Origin of the sequence: Pseudobythopirellula maris (assembly GCF_007859945.1) — a bacterium.
Taxonomy (GTDB): domain Bacteria; phylum Planctomycetota; class Planctomycetia; order Pirellulales; family Lacipirellulaceae; genus Pseudobythopirellula; species Pseudobythopirellula maris.
The window spans coordinates 587,678-603,167 of record NZ_SJPQ01000002.1; the positions used below are offsets into that span (position 1 = coordinate 587,678).

Here is a 15,490-nt window from a genome sequence, read left to right on the forward strand (position 1 = left end):
GTGACGGCAGGCGTGCACCCGCTTCTCAATCCCTCCCCATCAAGGGAGGAGAATAACGGCTAGTGATTCAGGATAAACTCGTTGCTGTTGAGCAGGGCCCACCACACGTCGCGTAGCGACTGGACCACGTTGCCTTGCCGCGAGGCGAGCACCGCTTGGCAGGCTCGCAATTCGGCCCGTTCGGGTTTGCGCGCCAGGGCCGCCCGGTAGAGCCGCACCAGTTTTTCGGTGTCGCTGAGCGAATCGTCCCCCGCGACCGATTCTAAGAAGCCCCCCTTCCTCACACTCGTCGCCCGGCGCACGAGGTCGCCGTTCATCAACGCTAGCGCCTGCGGGATCGATCCGTCGAACGTCGTCGCCTCGCCGTTTTCGTCGTTGGCGAAGGCCGTGTTGAACTGTCGCAGCCAGCGCTGCCGCACCTGGTCGCGGCGATCGGCCTCGATCGTGGCGTCGGCCGCCGTGGCGGTGAGCAACGAATCGTACAGCTGCTCGGCCGTCATCTGACGGAGATAGAACCGGCTGAACTCCGGCGCGGCGCCGAGGGCCGGGTCGTCGTGCTCGTTCGACGAACGCGCCCGACTATCCCGTCCGTACGCCTCGCTCAGCACGATCCAACGCGAAAGCCTCCGCAGGTCGTGGCCCGACGCGCGGAACGACTCGGCCAAGAATTCGAGCAACTCGGGGTGCGACGGCGGGTTGTGGGGGCCGATGTCGTCGACCGGCTCGGTGAAGCCGCGCCCCAGCAGCCGGCCCCACTCGCGATTGACCGCAGCCCTAGCAAAGTCGTTCGACGTGGCGATCCAGTCGGCCAGTTCCTCGCGGCGGTCGACCTCGTCCAGCTGCCCGCTGTCGCCGTAGCCTTCTCGCAGTTCGGGGTCGCGGTCGGCAATCACGTCGGCCAGGTACTCGCCGTCGAGAAACGCCGGGTAAGCGACTTTCAGCCGTCCGTTGCGCAACTCGTAGTAGATCTCGGCCCGTCGGGCCGGGTCGTCGAGCGATGCGTTGCGGCGGCCACGCTGGCGGGCGCCCTCGCCCGGGAAGTCACGCTCGCGGATGCGGGCGTAGCGGCGCCTGGAGTCTTCGTCGCGAACGCGCTCGAAGCGGGTTTGGCGGAAAAAGGCGTTGAGTTCCCAGAACTGGTTCTGGCGGTGCTCGTTAAACGGATGGTCGTGGCACTGCGTGCACTGGACCGCGACGCCGAGGAAGACCTTGGCGGTCTGCGCCGTCGCCTGCACGCCTTGGTCCGCCATCTTGTCGACGAGGAAGTTGGCGGCCGGATTGTAATCGTCGTCCGCGGGTCGGCTGCTGCCGGTGGCCGTGACGAGCTCGTGCATCAGTTTGTCGAGCGGCTTGTCGGCGCGGAAGCTCTCTTGGAGATAAGCGTGAAAACCGTCCCGGTCGACAAACGACGTGCGGGCGATTCCCCCCGTGCGGCCCACCAGCAAGTTGGCCCACACCGTGGCCAAGTGGCGGGAGTGCTCTTCGCGATAGTCGTAGCCGAGCAACCGGTCGACCCACACCCGACGCCGCTCTCGCGGTTTCGCCTCGAAGAAGGCGTCGAGCTCTTCGACCGTCGGGATGCGGCCGATGAGATCCAACGTCACACGACGCGCCCAAGGCCCGTCGGGCGCCTCGGCCGACGGCGTCACGTCGGCGTCGCTCCAGGAACTCCCTAGCAGACGATCGATCTCGGTGACAACGGCGACATCCTCCAAAGGATGAGCCGGAGAATCACCCGCGAGAGCCGGCCTCGAAGCAAGCAGCCCCAAGACGGCGAATAGCAAGATGCGTGGCAGTGCGCTCAACCGCGGGCTCCGTTTTATCGGCGTACGAGATCGACCTTAGAGCGGTTTGCTCATTGGTGCAGACGCTCGTCTCGCGATCGGCGTCATGGCTTCGTCAGCCTGCATCGACAATGCACCGCATTGCCTGCTTCGGCTTCCTCGCCACGCCCCCAATCGCTTCCCCGCTCGTCCACACCAATTCGAAAACCGCTCTAGCCATGATAGGCTATCCATCCGGGAGACTCCGGCACACGGGCTCTCACGCCCATCGAATAGAGCAAGCCCTGGTAGTCCCAACCCCGCTCTGCAGCCGAGGTATTCATGGCGATGACGCCGATGGAAAGAAAACCAAGAAAGCCGAGAGAAGCCCTCTATGAGGCGGGCCATTAGCCCAGCCGAGTGTTGCATAATGATACACGTGTGCCATTTTGCAACAGTCAAAACGCAACAGGCGAGTCTGGGCCGTGTTCCAGTGGCCCAGACTCGCCTTGGCAGTGTCGCAAAAGCCGGTGAAAGCAAGAGCTGAGGGGGGGGATACAGCTAAAGCTAACGTCTTGTCCCGTATGCCTTTACGAACTACCTGATGCGTTTGCCTCTTCACCTACCGACCCCGTACTCTTCTCTGTACCGGCCCCGAGCGTTAGTTTCGCTTGGCGCCAAGGTCTCGGCGAATGATTGACTAATAAGCAACTGGCGTGCCACACTGCTGTCGCCTCACCACGACCACGACTCGTCCACGACCCCAGGAAAGCCGCAAGACAAGATGAGCAAGGCCTACACTAAGATCGCCCAAATCAAGAGCCTCGATTCCCTGAGGGAGCGGCTCGCGGAATTAGGCGTCGAGTTACCCCTCGACGAGCAGCCACTCAGCGCCGCAGAAAAATCGCCGCTCGCCGAGTCGTGGGACTTCTCCGGCCTGAAGGTGGGCAACCGTTGGGCGATCCACCCAATGGAAGGCTGGGACACCGGCCGCGACGGAGCCCCCAGCGAGCACACGTTGCGACGCTGGAACCGCTTCGGCCTTAGCGGGGCCAAACTCATCTGGGGCGGCGAGGCGGCCGCTGTCGTGCCTGAGGGCCGCGCTAACCCGAACCAGACACTCGCACTCGAATCGAACCGCGCGGGCCTCGTCGCCCTCATCGAGGAGCTCCGCGGCGCCCACCAAGAAAGCTTCGGCACGCTCGACGGGCTGGTCGTCGGCTTGCAGCTGACCCACTCCGGTCGGTTCTGCCGCCCGAACGACAAGAAGCGGCTCGAGCCGCGGATCGCCTATCACCACCCGCTGCTCGACGCGAAGTTCGGAATCGACCCGGACGACACCGCGGTCGTGCTCACCGACGACGACGTCGAGCGGCTGATCGACGCCTACGTGGCGGCCGCCAAGCTGGCCGCCGAGACCGGCTACCAGTTTGTCGACGTGAAGGCGTGCCACGGCTACTTGCTGCACGAGTTCCTCAGCGCCCGCCGCCGTCCGGGCCGCTTCGGCGGCGACCTGGAGGGTCGCAGCCTCGCGCTCCGCACGATCATCGGCCGCGTCCGTGACGAGGTCCCGCAACTCGCCGTGGGCGTGCGGCTGAGCCTGTTCGACTTCGTCCCTTACGCCACGAGCCAAGAGGTCGGCAAGCCGATGGAGTTCGCCGGCATCTCGCCTTACGACATGGCGTTCGGCGCCAAGGCCGACAACCCGATGGAGATGGACCTCACCGAGCCGGTCGAGCTGATCGAGAAGCTGGTCGGCATCGGCGTGGGCGCGATGAACCTCAGCTGCGGCAGCCCCTACTACATCCCCCACATCCAGCGGCCGGCGATCTTCCCGCCGAGCGACGGCTACCTCCCGCCCGAAGACCCGCTGGTCGGCGTCGGCCGCCAGCTCGGCGCGGTGCGCGAATGCAAAGAGCGGCTCGTCGCCAAGGGGATCAACGTCCCGCTTCTCGGCTCGGGTTACACCTACCTACAAGATTACCTGCCGCACGTCGCCCAGGCGGCGGTCCGCGAAGGGTGGGTCGACTCGGTCGGCCTGGGCCGCATGGTGCTCAGCTACCCCGAGCTGCCGGCCGACACGCTGGCGGGCGAGGATTGGAAACGCAAAAAGGTCTGCCGCACGTTCAGCGACTGCACCACCGCGCCCCGCAACGGCATCATCTCCGGCTGCTTCCCGCTGGACGATTACTACAAGGTGATGCCCGAGCGCAAGGAGCTAGCCGACGTGAAGAAGGCCCAGCGAGGCTGATCGCGCGGCGGGCGCCAGCGCCGCTAGCGGCGGCCGTTTCTGGCGTTTCGAGAAACATTTTGTTTTCCGTGTCCCCTTCCCCTGGCGGCTCACGCAGGGGCAGATAGCGGGTTCCGCGCCGTCCGTCGGCGCCCCGCAACGCGCTCCCCCCCGGTGCGCGCAGTCTGCTTCAAGAAAAGGGAGATTCGGATGTTTCGTCGCACTCTGATGGCGGGCGTGTTCGCCTCGGCCGTGGGGCTCATGTGCCTCGGCACGGCGGGCGAGGCCGAAGCGCGCCACTGCCACGACCGAGGTTACTACGGCGGTGGCCGCGGCGTCGCCGTCTACCACAGCGGGCACTACGACGTCTACCGCGGCGGGCCGTCGTACTACCGTTCGGCCTACCGCGGCGTTTACCCGCCCGTCTACCGCAGCCGCAGCGTTTATGGCTACGGCGGCCCGAGCTACTACGGCTCGCGCGGCGGCGTTTATGTCGGCCGTGGCGCCGCGTACTACCGCGGCGGCGGAGTCGGCATCGCGGTCGGCTTCTGATCGTGGTCGCTGGCCAACGCGATCCCACTGTCTAGCAAGCAACCCCTAGCCCCGGCCAAGCTTGGTCGGGGTTAGGCACGCTTGTGCGACAAAGGCCGCAGCGGCGGGCGCCGTGCTTAGCCTTGCAACTCTTCGAGCGAGAGCGCGCTTTGCCGGATCGCCCGCACGCGATAAACGATCACTTCATCGTCCTTCACCGCGTAGAGAACGCGGTGCGATGGCCGCCTGCCTAGGCCGAAGGGCATTTGGCGGATCTCCACCACCATCAATCCGGCTTCTTCAGCCAAGCTGTGCCGGAGCGGCATAGTCTGTAATGAGGCGATTTCGTGTTCGATACCGAGAAACCAACGGTTTGCCTCTTCAGCCGATCGATTCTCAGCCCACCAACGCAGATTCGACCGGATGTCGTGTTTGGCGGGGCCGGTTACTACGACGCGATAAGTCATCGATCACTGGGGATCCCGAGTTCGGCCTTCATGCGGGCCGAAAAAACGTCCCACGGCTCGAAGTCTCCGGCCTCATAAGCGTCGATGCCCTCCTGCACTGCGGCGACCTCCTGGGCCTGCCACTCAAGGGCCTGCTTAGCCATTGTCTCAATGATCGCCGGCACGTCGCTGTGGAGGCTCGAGAGAGCCCGATACGCCTCGTCCGAGATTTCGATCTTGTGCATCGCGATTCTCCTTACCCAGCCATCATAGCACGGCTAATTCGACCCCGCTCTACCATTGAGTCGGCCCCCCCTCAGCGGTCGAAGAACTTGCCGATCGCGTACAGCGTGGTCTGCCGGCCTGCCTTGGCGATCGAGCGGGTGAGCGGGATTTCCTTCGGGCAAACCGCCACGCAGTTCTGGGCGTTGCCGCAAACCTGCACACCGCCGGGGCCCATCAGCGCCTCAAGCCGCTCGCCCTTGGCCATCTTGCCGGCGCCATGCTCGTTGAACAGGATCGCTTGGCTGATCACTTGCGCGCCGACAAACTCGGTGTCGTACGCCTTCTGCTGCCGCGCCTCGAAGGCCGCGTCTGACTCGCCCGCTTTTTGCTCGAGTTCCACCTTGGTGTACTGCGGGCACGCCTCGAGGCAGCAGCCGCAGGTCATGCACTCCGAGAGCGGGTAGCGCGTCTCTTGGCTCGCCTGCGACTCGTTCGGGCCGCGGCCACGATCGAGGTAGTCGTCCACCGGGGCCCACGCCTTCACCCGCTCCAGGCCGCGGAACATCCGCCGGCGGTCGACCACCAGGTCGCGCAGCACCGGGAACTTGCTCATCGGCCGCAGCTCGATCTCGCCCGGCCGGTCGTCGAGCAGCTTGTCGACCAGCGCCGAACACGACTGCCGGACGCGGCCGTTGATGACCATCGTGCAGGCGCCGCACACCTCTTCCAGGCAGTTGCAGTCCCACGCGACTGGGGCCGTGTCGGCGCCGGCGGCGGTTTTAGCCATCGCAGCGATCCTTTGCAGGACGCTGATGACGTTCATGTTCGGCTCGTACGGCACACGGAACCGCTCCCAACGCTGCGGCTCGCCGGGGGCCGTTTGCCGCAGCACGCGGACATCGAAGGTCTCGGGACGCTTGGCGGCGGGACGGGCGGATTGGCTGGGAGCGATCATCGGTCTTCGTCGGCTGGCGGTGGACGGTAGAAGGCGGAACAGCGCCGGTGCGATGCGGCCGACGCCTGCGGGGCGAGGCCCCTACTGGCTTTATAGGGCCTGGGCCGGCAGAAGCCAACGGCGCGTGGCTGGTCGACGGGCGATCAGGCGAAATGAGGGACTTTATCGGCTAATGATTTTACCGCAGGGGGCGATCCGTTACGATCGCCTGTTGGCGGCCCCTGCCCAATCCCCCCCGTGCTCCCGGAGCCCCTCTGATGGCGAAGAAATCCGCACCCAAGAAGCCCGCACCGAAGACCAACGGCGCCTCGAAAGCCGTCACCAAGAAGGCCGCCCCCAAGAAATCTGCCGCGAAAAAGCCCGCGAAAGTCAAAGCTCCCGCCAGCGAGAAGTCGCCGAGCAAAACGGCTGCGACGCCGATGTTGTCGGAGGAACTCATCGGCCGCACCGCCGGCGAGGTTTGGGGCGTGCTCGCCGCCGACGGCGAGCAGACACTCGCCGCGGTGAAAAAACGGGTGATGGCGCCGGGCGACGTGGTCATGGCGTCGATCGGCTGGCTCGCGCGTGAAGGGAAGCTCACCTTCAAGACGAGCGGCAGGAGCCTCAAGCTCTCGCTGCGGGGCTGAGCCGCTCAGCCGGCGCGCGGCTCAGTAACCTTGCGATGTCCGCGTCGCCATCTCGGTCCACACGCTCGGCTCCACGGCGTCGGGCGTGAACCGCACGGCGCCGTCGGCCATCGCGGTGTTCACCCCGCCCGGGTGCAGGCTTCGCGCGGCTCGCCACCCGAACGGCGTGAACAGCGCGTCGAGGTCGGCGCCGAGGATCACGCCGATGCAATCGTGCTCCGCCGAGTTCGGCGTGGCGTGGTGATTGTAGAGCGCCGCGCGGTACTCACCGTTCGCCCAGGAGAACCCGCGCGGGTCTTCGAGGTTCCAGCTGTTCGAGGCGGCGCACGCGCTGTCGCTCAGCGGCGCCTGCGAGATGAACTTGTACTCGTACCGGGCGTCGTGCGAGGCGGCCTCTTGGCCGCGTGTCGGCTGGCCCAGCAAACTCTCGCTGGCGAGCACCGTCTTGCTGAGCCCGTCGACCACCTGGCCCGGACGCACGCGCGAGTTCACGTGGAACAAGCCGTCGGTCACGAGCGGCGAGCCCTCCAGCGGCGGGCTCCCTTCGATCGGCGCCCCCAAGCCCGACCCGGTACAGACGGCGTAGTTCGTCGGCCCGAAGCGTTCGCTCACCGGTCGACCCAGGTCGCTCGGGCAGAGGAACTCGTTGATCGCCACCGACACCGGCTCAATGTTGTCGGGCGACAATTCAAAATTCGCCAGGTAAAGCGGCTGTGACAGGTCGAGCGCCTGATAGGCGGGGCCGTTGTCGAGGTACGGAAGCAGGTGCGCAAGCGCCGACCAGCGGAAGAACGTCCACGGAGTCGACGCCGAGTCGGGATACTCCTGGGCGACCGAGCCGGGCGGGAAGACGCCCTGCGACGCCACGTAGTTCTGCGTCGCCAGCGCGATCTGCCGCAGGTTGTTCACGCACGAGGTGCGCCGCGACGACTCGCGAGCCGACTGCACGGCGGGCAGCAGCAACGCGACCAACAGGCCGACGATCGCGATCACGACCAGCAGCTCCACCAGGGTGAAACCGGCGCGGAGATCGCGGGAGTCGCGGCGTCGCGGGTCGATTTTCAAAACGCGCTTTCTCTGCGGGTCGGGCGGTTACTTCGCCGGAGCCGTATCGCCATCAACGACAACACGCCGAGGGCCAGGGCGTGCGGCTCGGGCACGGCGGCCAAGGCGGGGGGCGTCGCAGGGAGAGCCAGCGCGATCGAGGTCATCGCCGGCAGCCCGTCGGCCACCACCCGCAGCAGGTTGCCATCGAAATCATACTCGAGAATCGCCCCCCGGTTGTCGGGGCGCCGGGTGAGGCCCATCGTGCTCACCAGCACGGTCCCCCCGTCGGTCACGGTCATGCCCGAGGGGAAGTTGCTCGCGTACTGCTCGTCGACGCCGTCGGGCAACGGGTCGGGGATCTCGGGCGGGGTGACGGCCCATTCGGTCAGGTCCGACCCGTCCAACGCGAAGCTGACGATCTTGTTCCCCAAGAAGTCGGTCGCCAGCAGCCGGGCGGTCTCGCCCAGGTGGTCACGCCACACGGTGAAGTCGGCGGCGTCGACCACGCCGTCGCCGTTGCCGTCGGCGGCCGGGTCATTCGTTCCGAAGGCATCGACCCACACGTCGTGGTCCGCCGAGGTGACCGTCCCGTCGCCGTCGTAGTCTCCCGGCGCCCGGGTGTAAGCCAGGCTCGTGGCGCCGTTGAATTCTTCGGGGTCTTGATCGCGGGTGACGAGCGTCGTGACTTGGCCGTCTTTGATGAGTTCGACGCCGCCGTCGCCGAACGTGCTGAAGTTGCCCACGTCGACTGCGATGCCACCGCCCGGCGCGAAGGCCATGCCGCCCGGCAGCACGAGGCCGTTGGCGAGGCTGGCCCCGCGGTCTCCCATCGGGTCGAACGTCGCCACCCCGCCCGTGAGCGTCGAGGCGTAGAGCGTGCCGTCTTCTTCGAAGAGCAGTGATTGCGGTCCATTGAGAAACGAGAACCGGGCGAACACCCCCGGGTCGTTGCCGGCCGCGCCCATCGGCGAGCCGTCGACGCCACTGAACCGCAGGATGTTCCTGCCCGCCGCCACGTACAGGTTGCCGTCGTGCGGCCCCACCGCGATGTCGTTGGGGAAAGACATGCCCGCCGCTCCCTCGGGCACGAAGGTCGACGCTATGCCGGTCGAGAGGTCGATCCGCATCACACCGTGAAGCGTGGGGTCCTCGTCCTCCTCGGCCACGCCGAAGTAGCTGGTGGCGTAAACGTACTGCTGCGCCGCAGCACGCGGCGCGGCCAGCAACAACAGCGTCAAGCCGCACGCCGCCAGTACCTTAGCAGCCAGTGCCCTAGCAGCCGGTTTAGTCTCTCGAACAGATCGCAACATCCAGGTGTCTCTCCATTGACGCGTCGAGCAAGCCGGGCTCTCAGGCGACCCGGCTGGGTGTCGAAGCCCTACGCGGGAGAAACCAGTCTGGTTCGGACCTCCGTGCGAATAAAGTGTTGCATCGCACCGCCTGCGATAGTTCTGTGGTTTTCAGCTACATGCTGCGGGCATCTGCCGCCCCCGGACGGGGGAGTAGTGACTCCGGTCACTGCAAACCACACCTCGCAGATAACAACCGATCAAGCCTGCTTCACAAATCATGGCGAGCCGGCGGCGTAAGCCGGCGGAGACTTAGCAGCTCGCCGCACGTCATCCGCTCCAGCCCACGCCGACAGCTCGCCAGCTAGCGCATGAATCATCTTGACCGTCGCACGGCGGCCGCGATCAATCCGGCGAGCAACGCCCAAGCGGTCGCGGGCTCTGGCACACCGCCCGTCAGAGCGGGTGGGGCCTGGTCGCCAAAGCGGTCGGCCCAAAACTGGCGGTCGAGGTCGTCGACCACGAAGTCGCCGTTGCCGTCGGCCGTGAGGTCCATCCGGGCGAAGCCGCCGAGCGTGTGGCTCGCCACGGCGTCGCGCCACACCGTGAAGTCGGCCGCGTCGACCGTGCCGTTGCCGTTGTAGTCGCCCGCGATGCGCGGCGCGGCGGGTACGGTGACGAACTGGTCGCCGGCGATCGCCGACAGGTCGACCCCCGCGGGCGAGCCGAGGTTGCCTTGCAGCACGCCGTCGCCGGCGAACTGGTTCGACACGTGGCTGTGCGACCCGTTGCCAATGAAGGCCACGAGCCGCAACGGGCTCGGCACGCCGGTGAGCGTGCGGTTGATCGTTGACAGCGGGATCGAGAACGAGAGCCCGGTGCGAGCCGTGCCGGGGTCGCTCATCGTGGCGCCGGCGCCACCCTCCACCCCCTGCGTGTTGCTGTTGTCGATGCCCATCAGCAGGCCGACGTCGTTGAGCAGGTCGCGGTGGCCCTTGGCGTTCGTCGGGTCGTTCACGGTGTCGACCGGCTCGGCGAACTCGTGCTCGGGCGGGTCGCAGGCGTTGTCGTCGGGGCCCAAGCAGCCGTTGTTGAGCTGGTCGATCGGGGCGTAAGAGGGCTGCCCGGGCAGCGGGCTACCTCCAGAGGATTGGTACTGAAAGCCGATCTCGCTCTTCTTGCCAGCGGGCCCGGCGGTCAGGTCGGCGTAGTACGAGGTGAGCGTCCACGCGGTGATCGGGTCGGCGCCGAACGTGTGCTCGCCGTTGGAGAACGTGAGGAAGTGGTCGGCCTCGAAGCCGTCGTCGAACTTCAGCCCGTCGAGTCCCTGCAACGCGCCGGCGCTCGTCCCGGCGCCGGGGCAGCAGTAGGGATCGACCCCCGCGGGGGCGTTGGCGCCGTCGACAACGTTCATGCCGCCCGGCTCGGAGTCGATGAAGATGTTGAGCTTGTTGAAATTGCTCTCGAGGTTGCCCGCCACCAAGACGTTCAGCCGACCGCTGTCGACGTTGGCCGCCACGTAATCGATCTCCGAGCCGCCCACGGCGTAACGGGCGTCGCCGTTCGTGGCGTCGCCGTACTGCGTGGCGGTGTTCTGCACCGAGAGCGGGGCGCCGTAAATGCTGGGGTAATACTGCCCGTTTAACTTGGGCAATTGCGCTACGGCGGGAGCCGAGGTGAACGACGCGGCCAGCAGCACAGCCAGCTGCAGAGCGATTCCTAATAGAGAGGCTAACGGCGGGACATGGCGGGCACGGCTGCGCGGCATCGGATCGCCCTGGGCCTAACCCTGGAGAGAAACGCCTGGGAAGAAGAGAGAGCGGGTGAAGGGAATCGAACCCTCGTCACTAGCTTGGGAAGCTAATGCTCTACCATTGAGCTACACCCGCATTCGTGCGACTCACTTTAGCGAGCCGGGGGCCCCGAAGGCAAGGAGGTCAGCGTTTCGAGCGGCGGGAGCTGCGTTTGTGCATGCCCCCCTGGTCCGACTCGGATCGCTTCGATCGCTCGTGCCGCGTGCTGCGGCTGCCATCGGACTTGCGGGCCGAGGCCTTCGGCCGGCTGCTGCTCCGGCGTGGGGCGTGTGGGGCGGGCGCGTCGGGCCCCTCGTCGTCCGCCGGCTCGATCGAAAAGTGGGGCTTCATGGCCTCTGAGACGCGTGTGCCGAGGGCTCTCGGCGTGAACGGTTGATCGGCATCCGAGCCTGTCGGGTGAGTTGGCTCCGTCTCAGTTGGCTTCGCCCAGCGACGAGGTCGCCGAAGCGGGGCTCGGCACGACCGGCGAGCCGGGGTGCGTTGTCGCTTGAATCTTCTCGGCGGAGGACCGCGCCTTCTGGCAGATCTCGGTCAGAGGCTCGTCGAGAACCGCCTCGGGCAAATACATCCACACCCCGAGCTGCCGAGCCCAGGACTCGCCCAGCGGCGATTCGCTGTCGTCGCACAGCAACAGCAGCGTCTCACGCCGCACGGCCACCCCGTCGACAAACTCCTGGTACGCCGTGCGTTGATCGGCGTCGAGTCGTTGCAGGTCAACGATCGTGAGCCCCAGGCGCCAACGCGCCACGTGGCGTTTGGCTGCCCCGGTCGAGTCACACGCCAATGTCTCCCAGCCGGCCGCGGCAGCCGCTTTGGCGATGCCGTCGCGCCGCGAGGGATCGGCGGAGAGGATCAGGCAGTTCCACAACGAAACCGGCTGCCGGGCGTGGGGCGCCGGCCGTCGGTGAGAGGATATCTGCTTGGCCGCGAGGGCGCTATGAAGTGGGCTCATACGGACTCGTCGAGATAAGGGCGACAGAAGAGCGGCGACGACAAGGCCGGCTCGGCGGGGGCAGTGCGGCCCGTGCTACGGACTCGCTCCGCCCCGCGCTGGCCTGCCGTGTGCGGGGCCGCTCCGATCATTCGGTGCGGTTCAAGGTTGGGAGGATGTGGTCTTCGGTCGCCTTTGCAGCCGCGGCTTCGCGGCGCAAGGCTCACCAAGACATCTTGCGGCGGCGGCGGCGGTGCAAGCCGTTGACCGACTGCGGCGACTTCGCGCGGCGGCTGGTCTGGGCGGACCGCCGACTCTTGGACGGACGGTTCTCGCCCGAATTGTTGAAGCGATCGGCGCCGTAGGCGTGCTGGTCGTTGTCGTACTCGTAGCTCTTCTCGTGGCTCATTGACTCGCTCCTGTAAAACGGAGGTTGAACAACGCGTTCACGACGAACGCACGCTCCCTCCTAAAGCGAGCCGTGTGCCAAAGTCATCGACCAATCGGCTCATGCGGCCTAAACCCCTTGTGGGAAAGCAGATAGAAATCTCGATGATTCGGTAGACCCTAAAAACAACCACGCGAAGGTCTCACTGTTTTGGTGAAGCCAACGAGGCCCGAATTCGCAATCGCCTAGCGGGCTAACAACTTGCGCTGCATTTCACTCTCTTTGTGATCCTTCACCAGAGTGGTGAGGCGTTATTCGCGGTAAGCACGCAGCTTTAGAGCGGTATTCGAATTGGTGTGGACGAGCGGGGAAGCGATTGGCGGCGTGGCGAGGAAGCCGGAGCAGGCAATGCGGTGCATTGTCGATGCAGGCTGACGAAGCCATGACGCCGATCGCGAGCCGAGCGTCTGCACCAATGAGCAAACCGCTCTAGGCTTCCAACTACAGCCAGCCACAACGCCTCACCTCTACAACCAGTACAAATGCGAATCACGCGCGCTGCCGCCTGGCGGTTCATCGCACGCGGCAGTGTGAAACGCGGTCGAGGCGCCGCGACTACCGGCGACGCGCTGCGTGAGCCGCTCAAGTGGCAATCCCTATCGGCGAGCGTTTCCCGTCAGATCGACGGGAAAAAGATGGCGCCGCACGCCGACTAAGGTGCAGGCAGAAAAAGAAGAAGGGGGCGCGCTACGCCCCAGAGCCGGGCCCTATAGGTCCCCGCAGCCGCGACGCTCAATCGTCGCCGCCGCTGCACTGGGCGACGAGCCGCGTCATCGTGTTGGCGTGAACGCCCAGGAGCTTGGCCGCACGGCCCTTGTGGCCGCCGGTAGTGCGCAGGGCCTGCTTCACCGCCGCCGAGCGGAGCCGGGCGAGGTTCGTGAAGGGCAACGCCCGGTCGGCCGTGTCGGCCGGCGTGGACTGGCACGGGAGCGAGGGCTCACAGTCGAGCACGTACGCCTGCTCGATCACGTGCGACAGCTGCCGCACGTTGCCGGGCCAACCGTACTCGCAGAACTCACGCAGGCGATCGGCCGAAGGGCGCCAGACATTGCGGTTGTACTTCGCCGCGAATCGCTGGGCGAAGAAATCGACGAACCGCGGGATGTCTTCTACCCGGTCGCGGAGCGTGGGGACACGCAGCTCGACCATGTTGAGCCGGTAGTAGAGGTCTTCGCGGAAGCGGCCTTCGGCGACCTCGCGTTCGAGATCGCGGTTCGTGGCGGCCACGATCTGCACGTTGATCGGCACGGGGTGGGCGGCGCCAACAGGCGTCACCTCGCTCTGCTGCAACACGCGGAGCAGCTTGGGCTGCAGTTCGAGGGGCATCTCGCCCACCTCGTCGAGGAAGATCACTCCGCCTTCGGCGGCGCGGAAGGCGCCGAGGCTCTCGCCGGCGGCGCCGGTGAACGCGCCCTTCTCGTGGCCGAAGAGCTGGCTCTCGGCGAGTGTGGCGGTGAGCGCCGCGCAGTTGACCGGCACAAAGGGCTGGTCGCGCCGCGCACTGAGGCGGTGGAGATTGCGGGCCCAGACTTCTTTGCCCGTGCCGGTCTCGCCGGTGACGAGGACCGTGCACTCAACCTCGGCCGCCTTTTCGGCGTGCCGGGCGATGCGCGTGATCGCGGGGGCGTCTCCCAACAACCAACCATCGGCCTGTTCCGGGCCGTGCGTCAGCAGGGAGTCAATCGAGGTGGGATTCGTGGTGGGGTGCGCCATGCCTTCTCTGCCCGAATGGCGGAAGCGCAGTGACCGAGCTTGGCCTGTTTGGTCCCAATGAAGATGAGGCGGGACCGGCGAGGAGTTTTTCAATACTACCGCGTCGCGTGCTTGCGAAGGGTAGTGCTGCTGCGGGTCACTGGCGTCCAATACGGCGGGGTGAATCGAAGTCACGCCAGGGCGGTCATCGCCCGGCTTGATGCTCTGTTCCGAACTTCGATGATAAGCGAACGGAAGGTATCACTCAACATTTTGGATTAGGTAAGATCCCGAAAATAGCCCGAGACGCCCGGCTGTAACGCCTGAAACGATCGACGATTTCGGAACCGATTACTCCGCCCACAAGCCAGAAACGGCTCGGATCGAGGGGCCTCCTCCAACAACTTGGCCGGAAATCCGGGACAAGTGTTACCCTCTGCCTAGATAATCGCGAGAATCCGGCTAGCTATTGCAAAATATGGCGCCGGTTTGCCGCCTATGGGGGGATTGCACCCAACCGCAGCAGGCCGCCGCCGCCCCACCTGCGGCGTTGGCAAGCAGGCAGCCCGGTCCGGCCTACGCGGCGGTTGACCGCGGGGCGTCTTCTTCCGCTCCTTGCAGAGCGACCACGGTCACCCCCAAGCGATCGGCTGTGCTGCAAACGTCGGGCTCGTCGAGCAAGATCGTGCGACCCGCCTCGACGGCGAGCAGCCGGCCGCCGGCTGCCGCCATCGTCCGCAGCGTGCGGACGCCGATCGTCGGCACGTCGAACCGCATGTCTTGCCGCGGCTTGGCGACCTTCACCACGGTGAAGCCGCCGCGGGGGCAGAGCTGTCCTGCCCGCTGGATGCAAACATCGGTCCCTTCGATCGCCTCGACAGCAAGCGGCGCGCGGTCTTTGACGCACACGCTCTGCCCCACGTCGAGACGGCCCATCTCCTTGGCGAGCCGCCAGCCGAACTCGATGTCGGCCCTTTCAGAAACGCTCGGCTCGCGGCCGGCGATCAGGCCCTCGCCCACCAGCAGCTCGGGGGCGAAGTCGGTGGCCGGCAGGAACTCGACCCCTCCTTGCGCGAACGTGTCGACCAACACTCCCAGCAGCGTGTCGTCCTTGCGGTCGGCGCGGCTGGTGACGAAGTGCTTGTAGAAAGCGCGGAGGAACACCGCGTCGGGCGTGTAGCGGAACCAGGCCCAGGGGCGGTAGATCTCGGCCTTGTGGAACTTGCCAGCCATGGTTGCTTGCGTGACGCCGTGGCGATTGAAGTAGCGGATCGCCCCGCCGAGCCGGGCGGCGCCGAGCCACTCGAAGTCGTCGACTAGCTCACGGATCGCCGGATCGCAATGGCGTTTGACGCCCAGGCAGTAGACCTCGTGCCCGTCGCGCTTGAGCGCCTCGGCAACCACGATGGGAAACCGCCCCCAGGCGGCCAGCAAACCGATGCGTTTTTTCGACGAGCTTTCCGATGCCACGGAGATCTTCACCTGCTGCAACC

16 protein-coding genes and 1 tRNA gene are annotated in these 15,490 nt (G+C 66.2%); 4 read left to right on the plus strand and 13 right to left on the minus strand.

All coding sequences use genetic code 11. The features are described 5' to 3' along the window. Positions 1 to 59 precede the first annotated feature (59 nt). Complete coding sequence (locus Mal64_RS10065) at positions 60 to 1,805, minus strand: DUF1549 domain-containing protein (protein ID WP_146399692.1); 1,746 nt, start codon at positions 1,803 to 1,805, stop codon at positions 60 to 62. Between the two features lie 742 nt (positions 1,806 to 2,547). Between Mal64_RS10065 and Mal64_RS10070 the strand changes: the two genes are divergently transcribed. After that, positions 2,548 to 4,014: an oxidoreductase gene (locus tag Mal64_RS10070; protein ID WP_146399694.1), complete on the plus strand. Its 1,467-nt coding sequence runs from the start codon at positions 2,548 to 2,550 to the stop codon at positions 4,012 to 4,014. Positions 4,015 to 4,203: 189 nt separating this feature from the next. After that, on the plus strand, positions 4,204 to 4,545 hold the full coding sequence (locus tag Mal64_RS10075) for a hypothetical protein (protein WP_146399698.1): 342 nt from the start codon (positions 4,204 to 4,206) through the stop codon (positions 4,543 to 4,545). A 116-nt stretch (positions 4,546 to 4,661) separates the two neighbouring features. On the opposite strand, the gene Mal64_RS10080 is transcribed toward Mal64_RS10075, so the two are convergent. The 3 genes from Mal64_RS10080 to sdhB all read right to left on the minus strand — a co-directional run bounded on the left by Mal64_RS10080 (position 4,662) and on the right by sdhB (position 6,150). Then, positions 4,662 to 4,991 carry a type II toxin-antitoxin system RelE/ParE family toxin gene (locus Mal64_RS10080; protein WP_146399700.1) on the minus strand — a complete coding sequence of 110 codons (330 nt, stop codon included), beginning with the start codon at positions 4,989 to 4,991 and terminating at the stop codon, positions 4,662 to 4,664. Next, complete coding sequence (locus Mal64_RS10085; protein WP_146399702.1) at positions 4,988 to 5,215, minus strand: hypothetical protein; 228 nt, start codon at positions 5,213 to 5,215, stop codon at positions 4,988 to 4,990. Before Mal64_RS10085 ends, Mal64_RS10080 begins: the two co-directional genes overlap by 4 nt. A 71-nt stretch (positions 5,216 to 5,286) precedes the next feature. Then, positions 5,287 to 6,150 carry a succinate dehydrogenase iron-sulfur subunit gene (gene sdhB, locus Mal64_RS10090; protein WP_146399703.1) on the minus strand — a complete coding sequence of 288 codons (864 nt, stop codon included), beginning with the start codon at positions 6,148 to 6,150 and terminating at the stop codon, positions 5,287 to 5,289. Between the two features lie 257 nt (positions 6,151 to 6,407). Between sdhB and Mal64_RS19790 the strand changes: the two genes are divergently transcribed. Further along, the gene (locus Mal64_RS19790; RefSeq protein WP_197525632.1) at positions 6,408 to 6,776 is read left to right on the plus strand and encodes a winged helix-turn-helix domain-containing protein; all 369 of its coding nucleotides are present in this window, start codon (positions 6,408 to 6,410) and stop codon (positions 6,774 to 6,776) included. A 21-nt stretch (positions 6,777 to 6,797) separates the two neighbouring features. Here Mal64_RS19790 and Mal64_RS10100 read toward each other — a convergent pair whose 3' ends face one another. From Mal64_RS10100 to Mal64_RS10130, 7 genes are all read right to left on the minus strand, one after another. Beyond that, entirely contained in the window at positions 6,798 to 7,841 is a 1,044-nt protein-coding gene (locus Mal64_RS10100; RefSeq protein WP_146399704.1) for a DUF1559 domain-containing protein, read from the minus strand. After that, positions 7,838 to 9,061 carry a hypothetical protein gene (locus Mal64_RS10105; protein ID WP_146399707.1) on the minus strand — a complete coding sequence of 408 codons (1,224 nt, stop codon included), beginning with the start codon at positions 9,059 to 9,061 and terminating at the stop codon, positions 7,838 to 7,840. The genes Mal64_RS10100 and Mal64_RS10105 overlap by 4 nt, the downstream gene beginning before the upstream one ends. Positions 9,062 to 9,488: 427 nt before the next feature. Continuing rightward, positions 9,489 to 10,766 (minus strand): PEP-CTERM sorting domain-containing protein, encoded by a 1,278-nt coding sequence (locus tag Mal64_RS10110; protein WP_197525633.1) that lies wholly within the window; start codon positions 10,764 to 10,766, stop codon positions 9,489 to 9,491. Positions 10,767 to 10,930: 164 nt separating this feature from the next. Next, positions 10,931 to 11,001: transfer RNA gene (locus Mal64_RS10115), tRNA-Gly, on the minus strand. Between the two features lie 48 nt (positions 11,002 to 11,049). Continuing rightward, positions 11,050 to 11,256 carry a hypothetical protein gene (locus Mal64_RS10120; RefSeq protein WP_146399711.1) on the minus strand — a complete coding sequence of 69 codons (207 nt, stop codon included), beginning with the start codon at positions 11,254 to 11,256 and terminating at the stop codon, positions 11,050 to 11,052. Positions 11,257 to 11,338: 82 nt separating this feature from the next. After that, positions 11,339 to 11,878: a hypothetical protein gene (locus tag Mal64_RS10125; protein WP_146399713.1), complete on the minus strand. Its 540-nt coding sequence runs from the start codon at positions 11,876 to 11,878 to the stop codon at positions 11,339 to 11,341. 202 nt (positions 11,879 to 12,080) lie between these two features. After that, positions 12,081 to 12,266 carry a hypothetical protein gene (locus Mal64_RS10130; RefSeq protein WP_146399715.1) on the minus strand — a complete coding sequence of 62 codons (186 nt, stop codon included), beginning with the start codon at positions 12,264 to 12,266 and terminating at the stop codon, positions 12,081 to 12,083. A gap of 521 nt (positions 12,267 to 12,787) precedes the next feature. Here Mal64_RS10130 and Mal64_RS19795 point away from each other — a divergent pair. Then, on the plus strand, positions 12,788 to 12,961 hold the full coding sequence (locus tag Mal64_RS19795; RefSeq protein ID WP_197525634.1) for a hypothetical protein: 174 nt from the start codon (positions 12,788 to 12,790) through the stop codon (positions 12,959 to 12,961). Between the two features lie 76 nt (positions 12,962 to 13,037). Here Mal64_RS19795 and Mal64_RS10135 read toward each other — a convergent pair whose 3' ends face one another. Next, complete coding sequence (locus Mal64_RS10135) at positions 13,038 to 14,018, minus strand: sigma-54 interaction domain-containing protein (RefSeq protein WP_146400838.1); 981 nt, start codon at positions 14,016 to 14,018, stop codon at positions 13,038 to 13,040. 555 nt (positions 14,019 to 14,573) lie between these two features. Continuing rightward, the gene (locus Mal64_RS10140; protein ID WP_231993650.1) at positions 14,574 to 15,467 is read right to left on the minus strand and encodes an LpxI family protein; all 894 of its coding nucleotides are present in this window, start codon (positions 15,465 to 15,467) and stop codon (positions 14,574 to 14,576) included. Between the last annotated feature and the right edge of the window lie 23 nt (positions 15,468 to 15,490).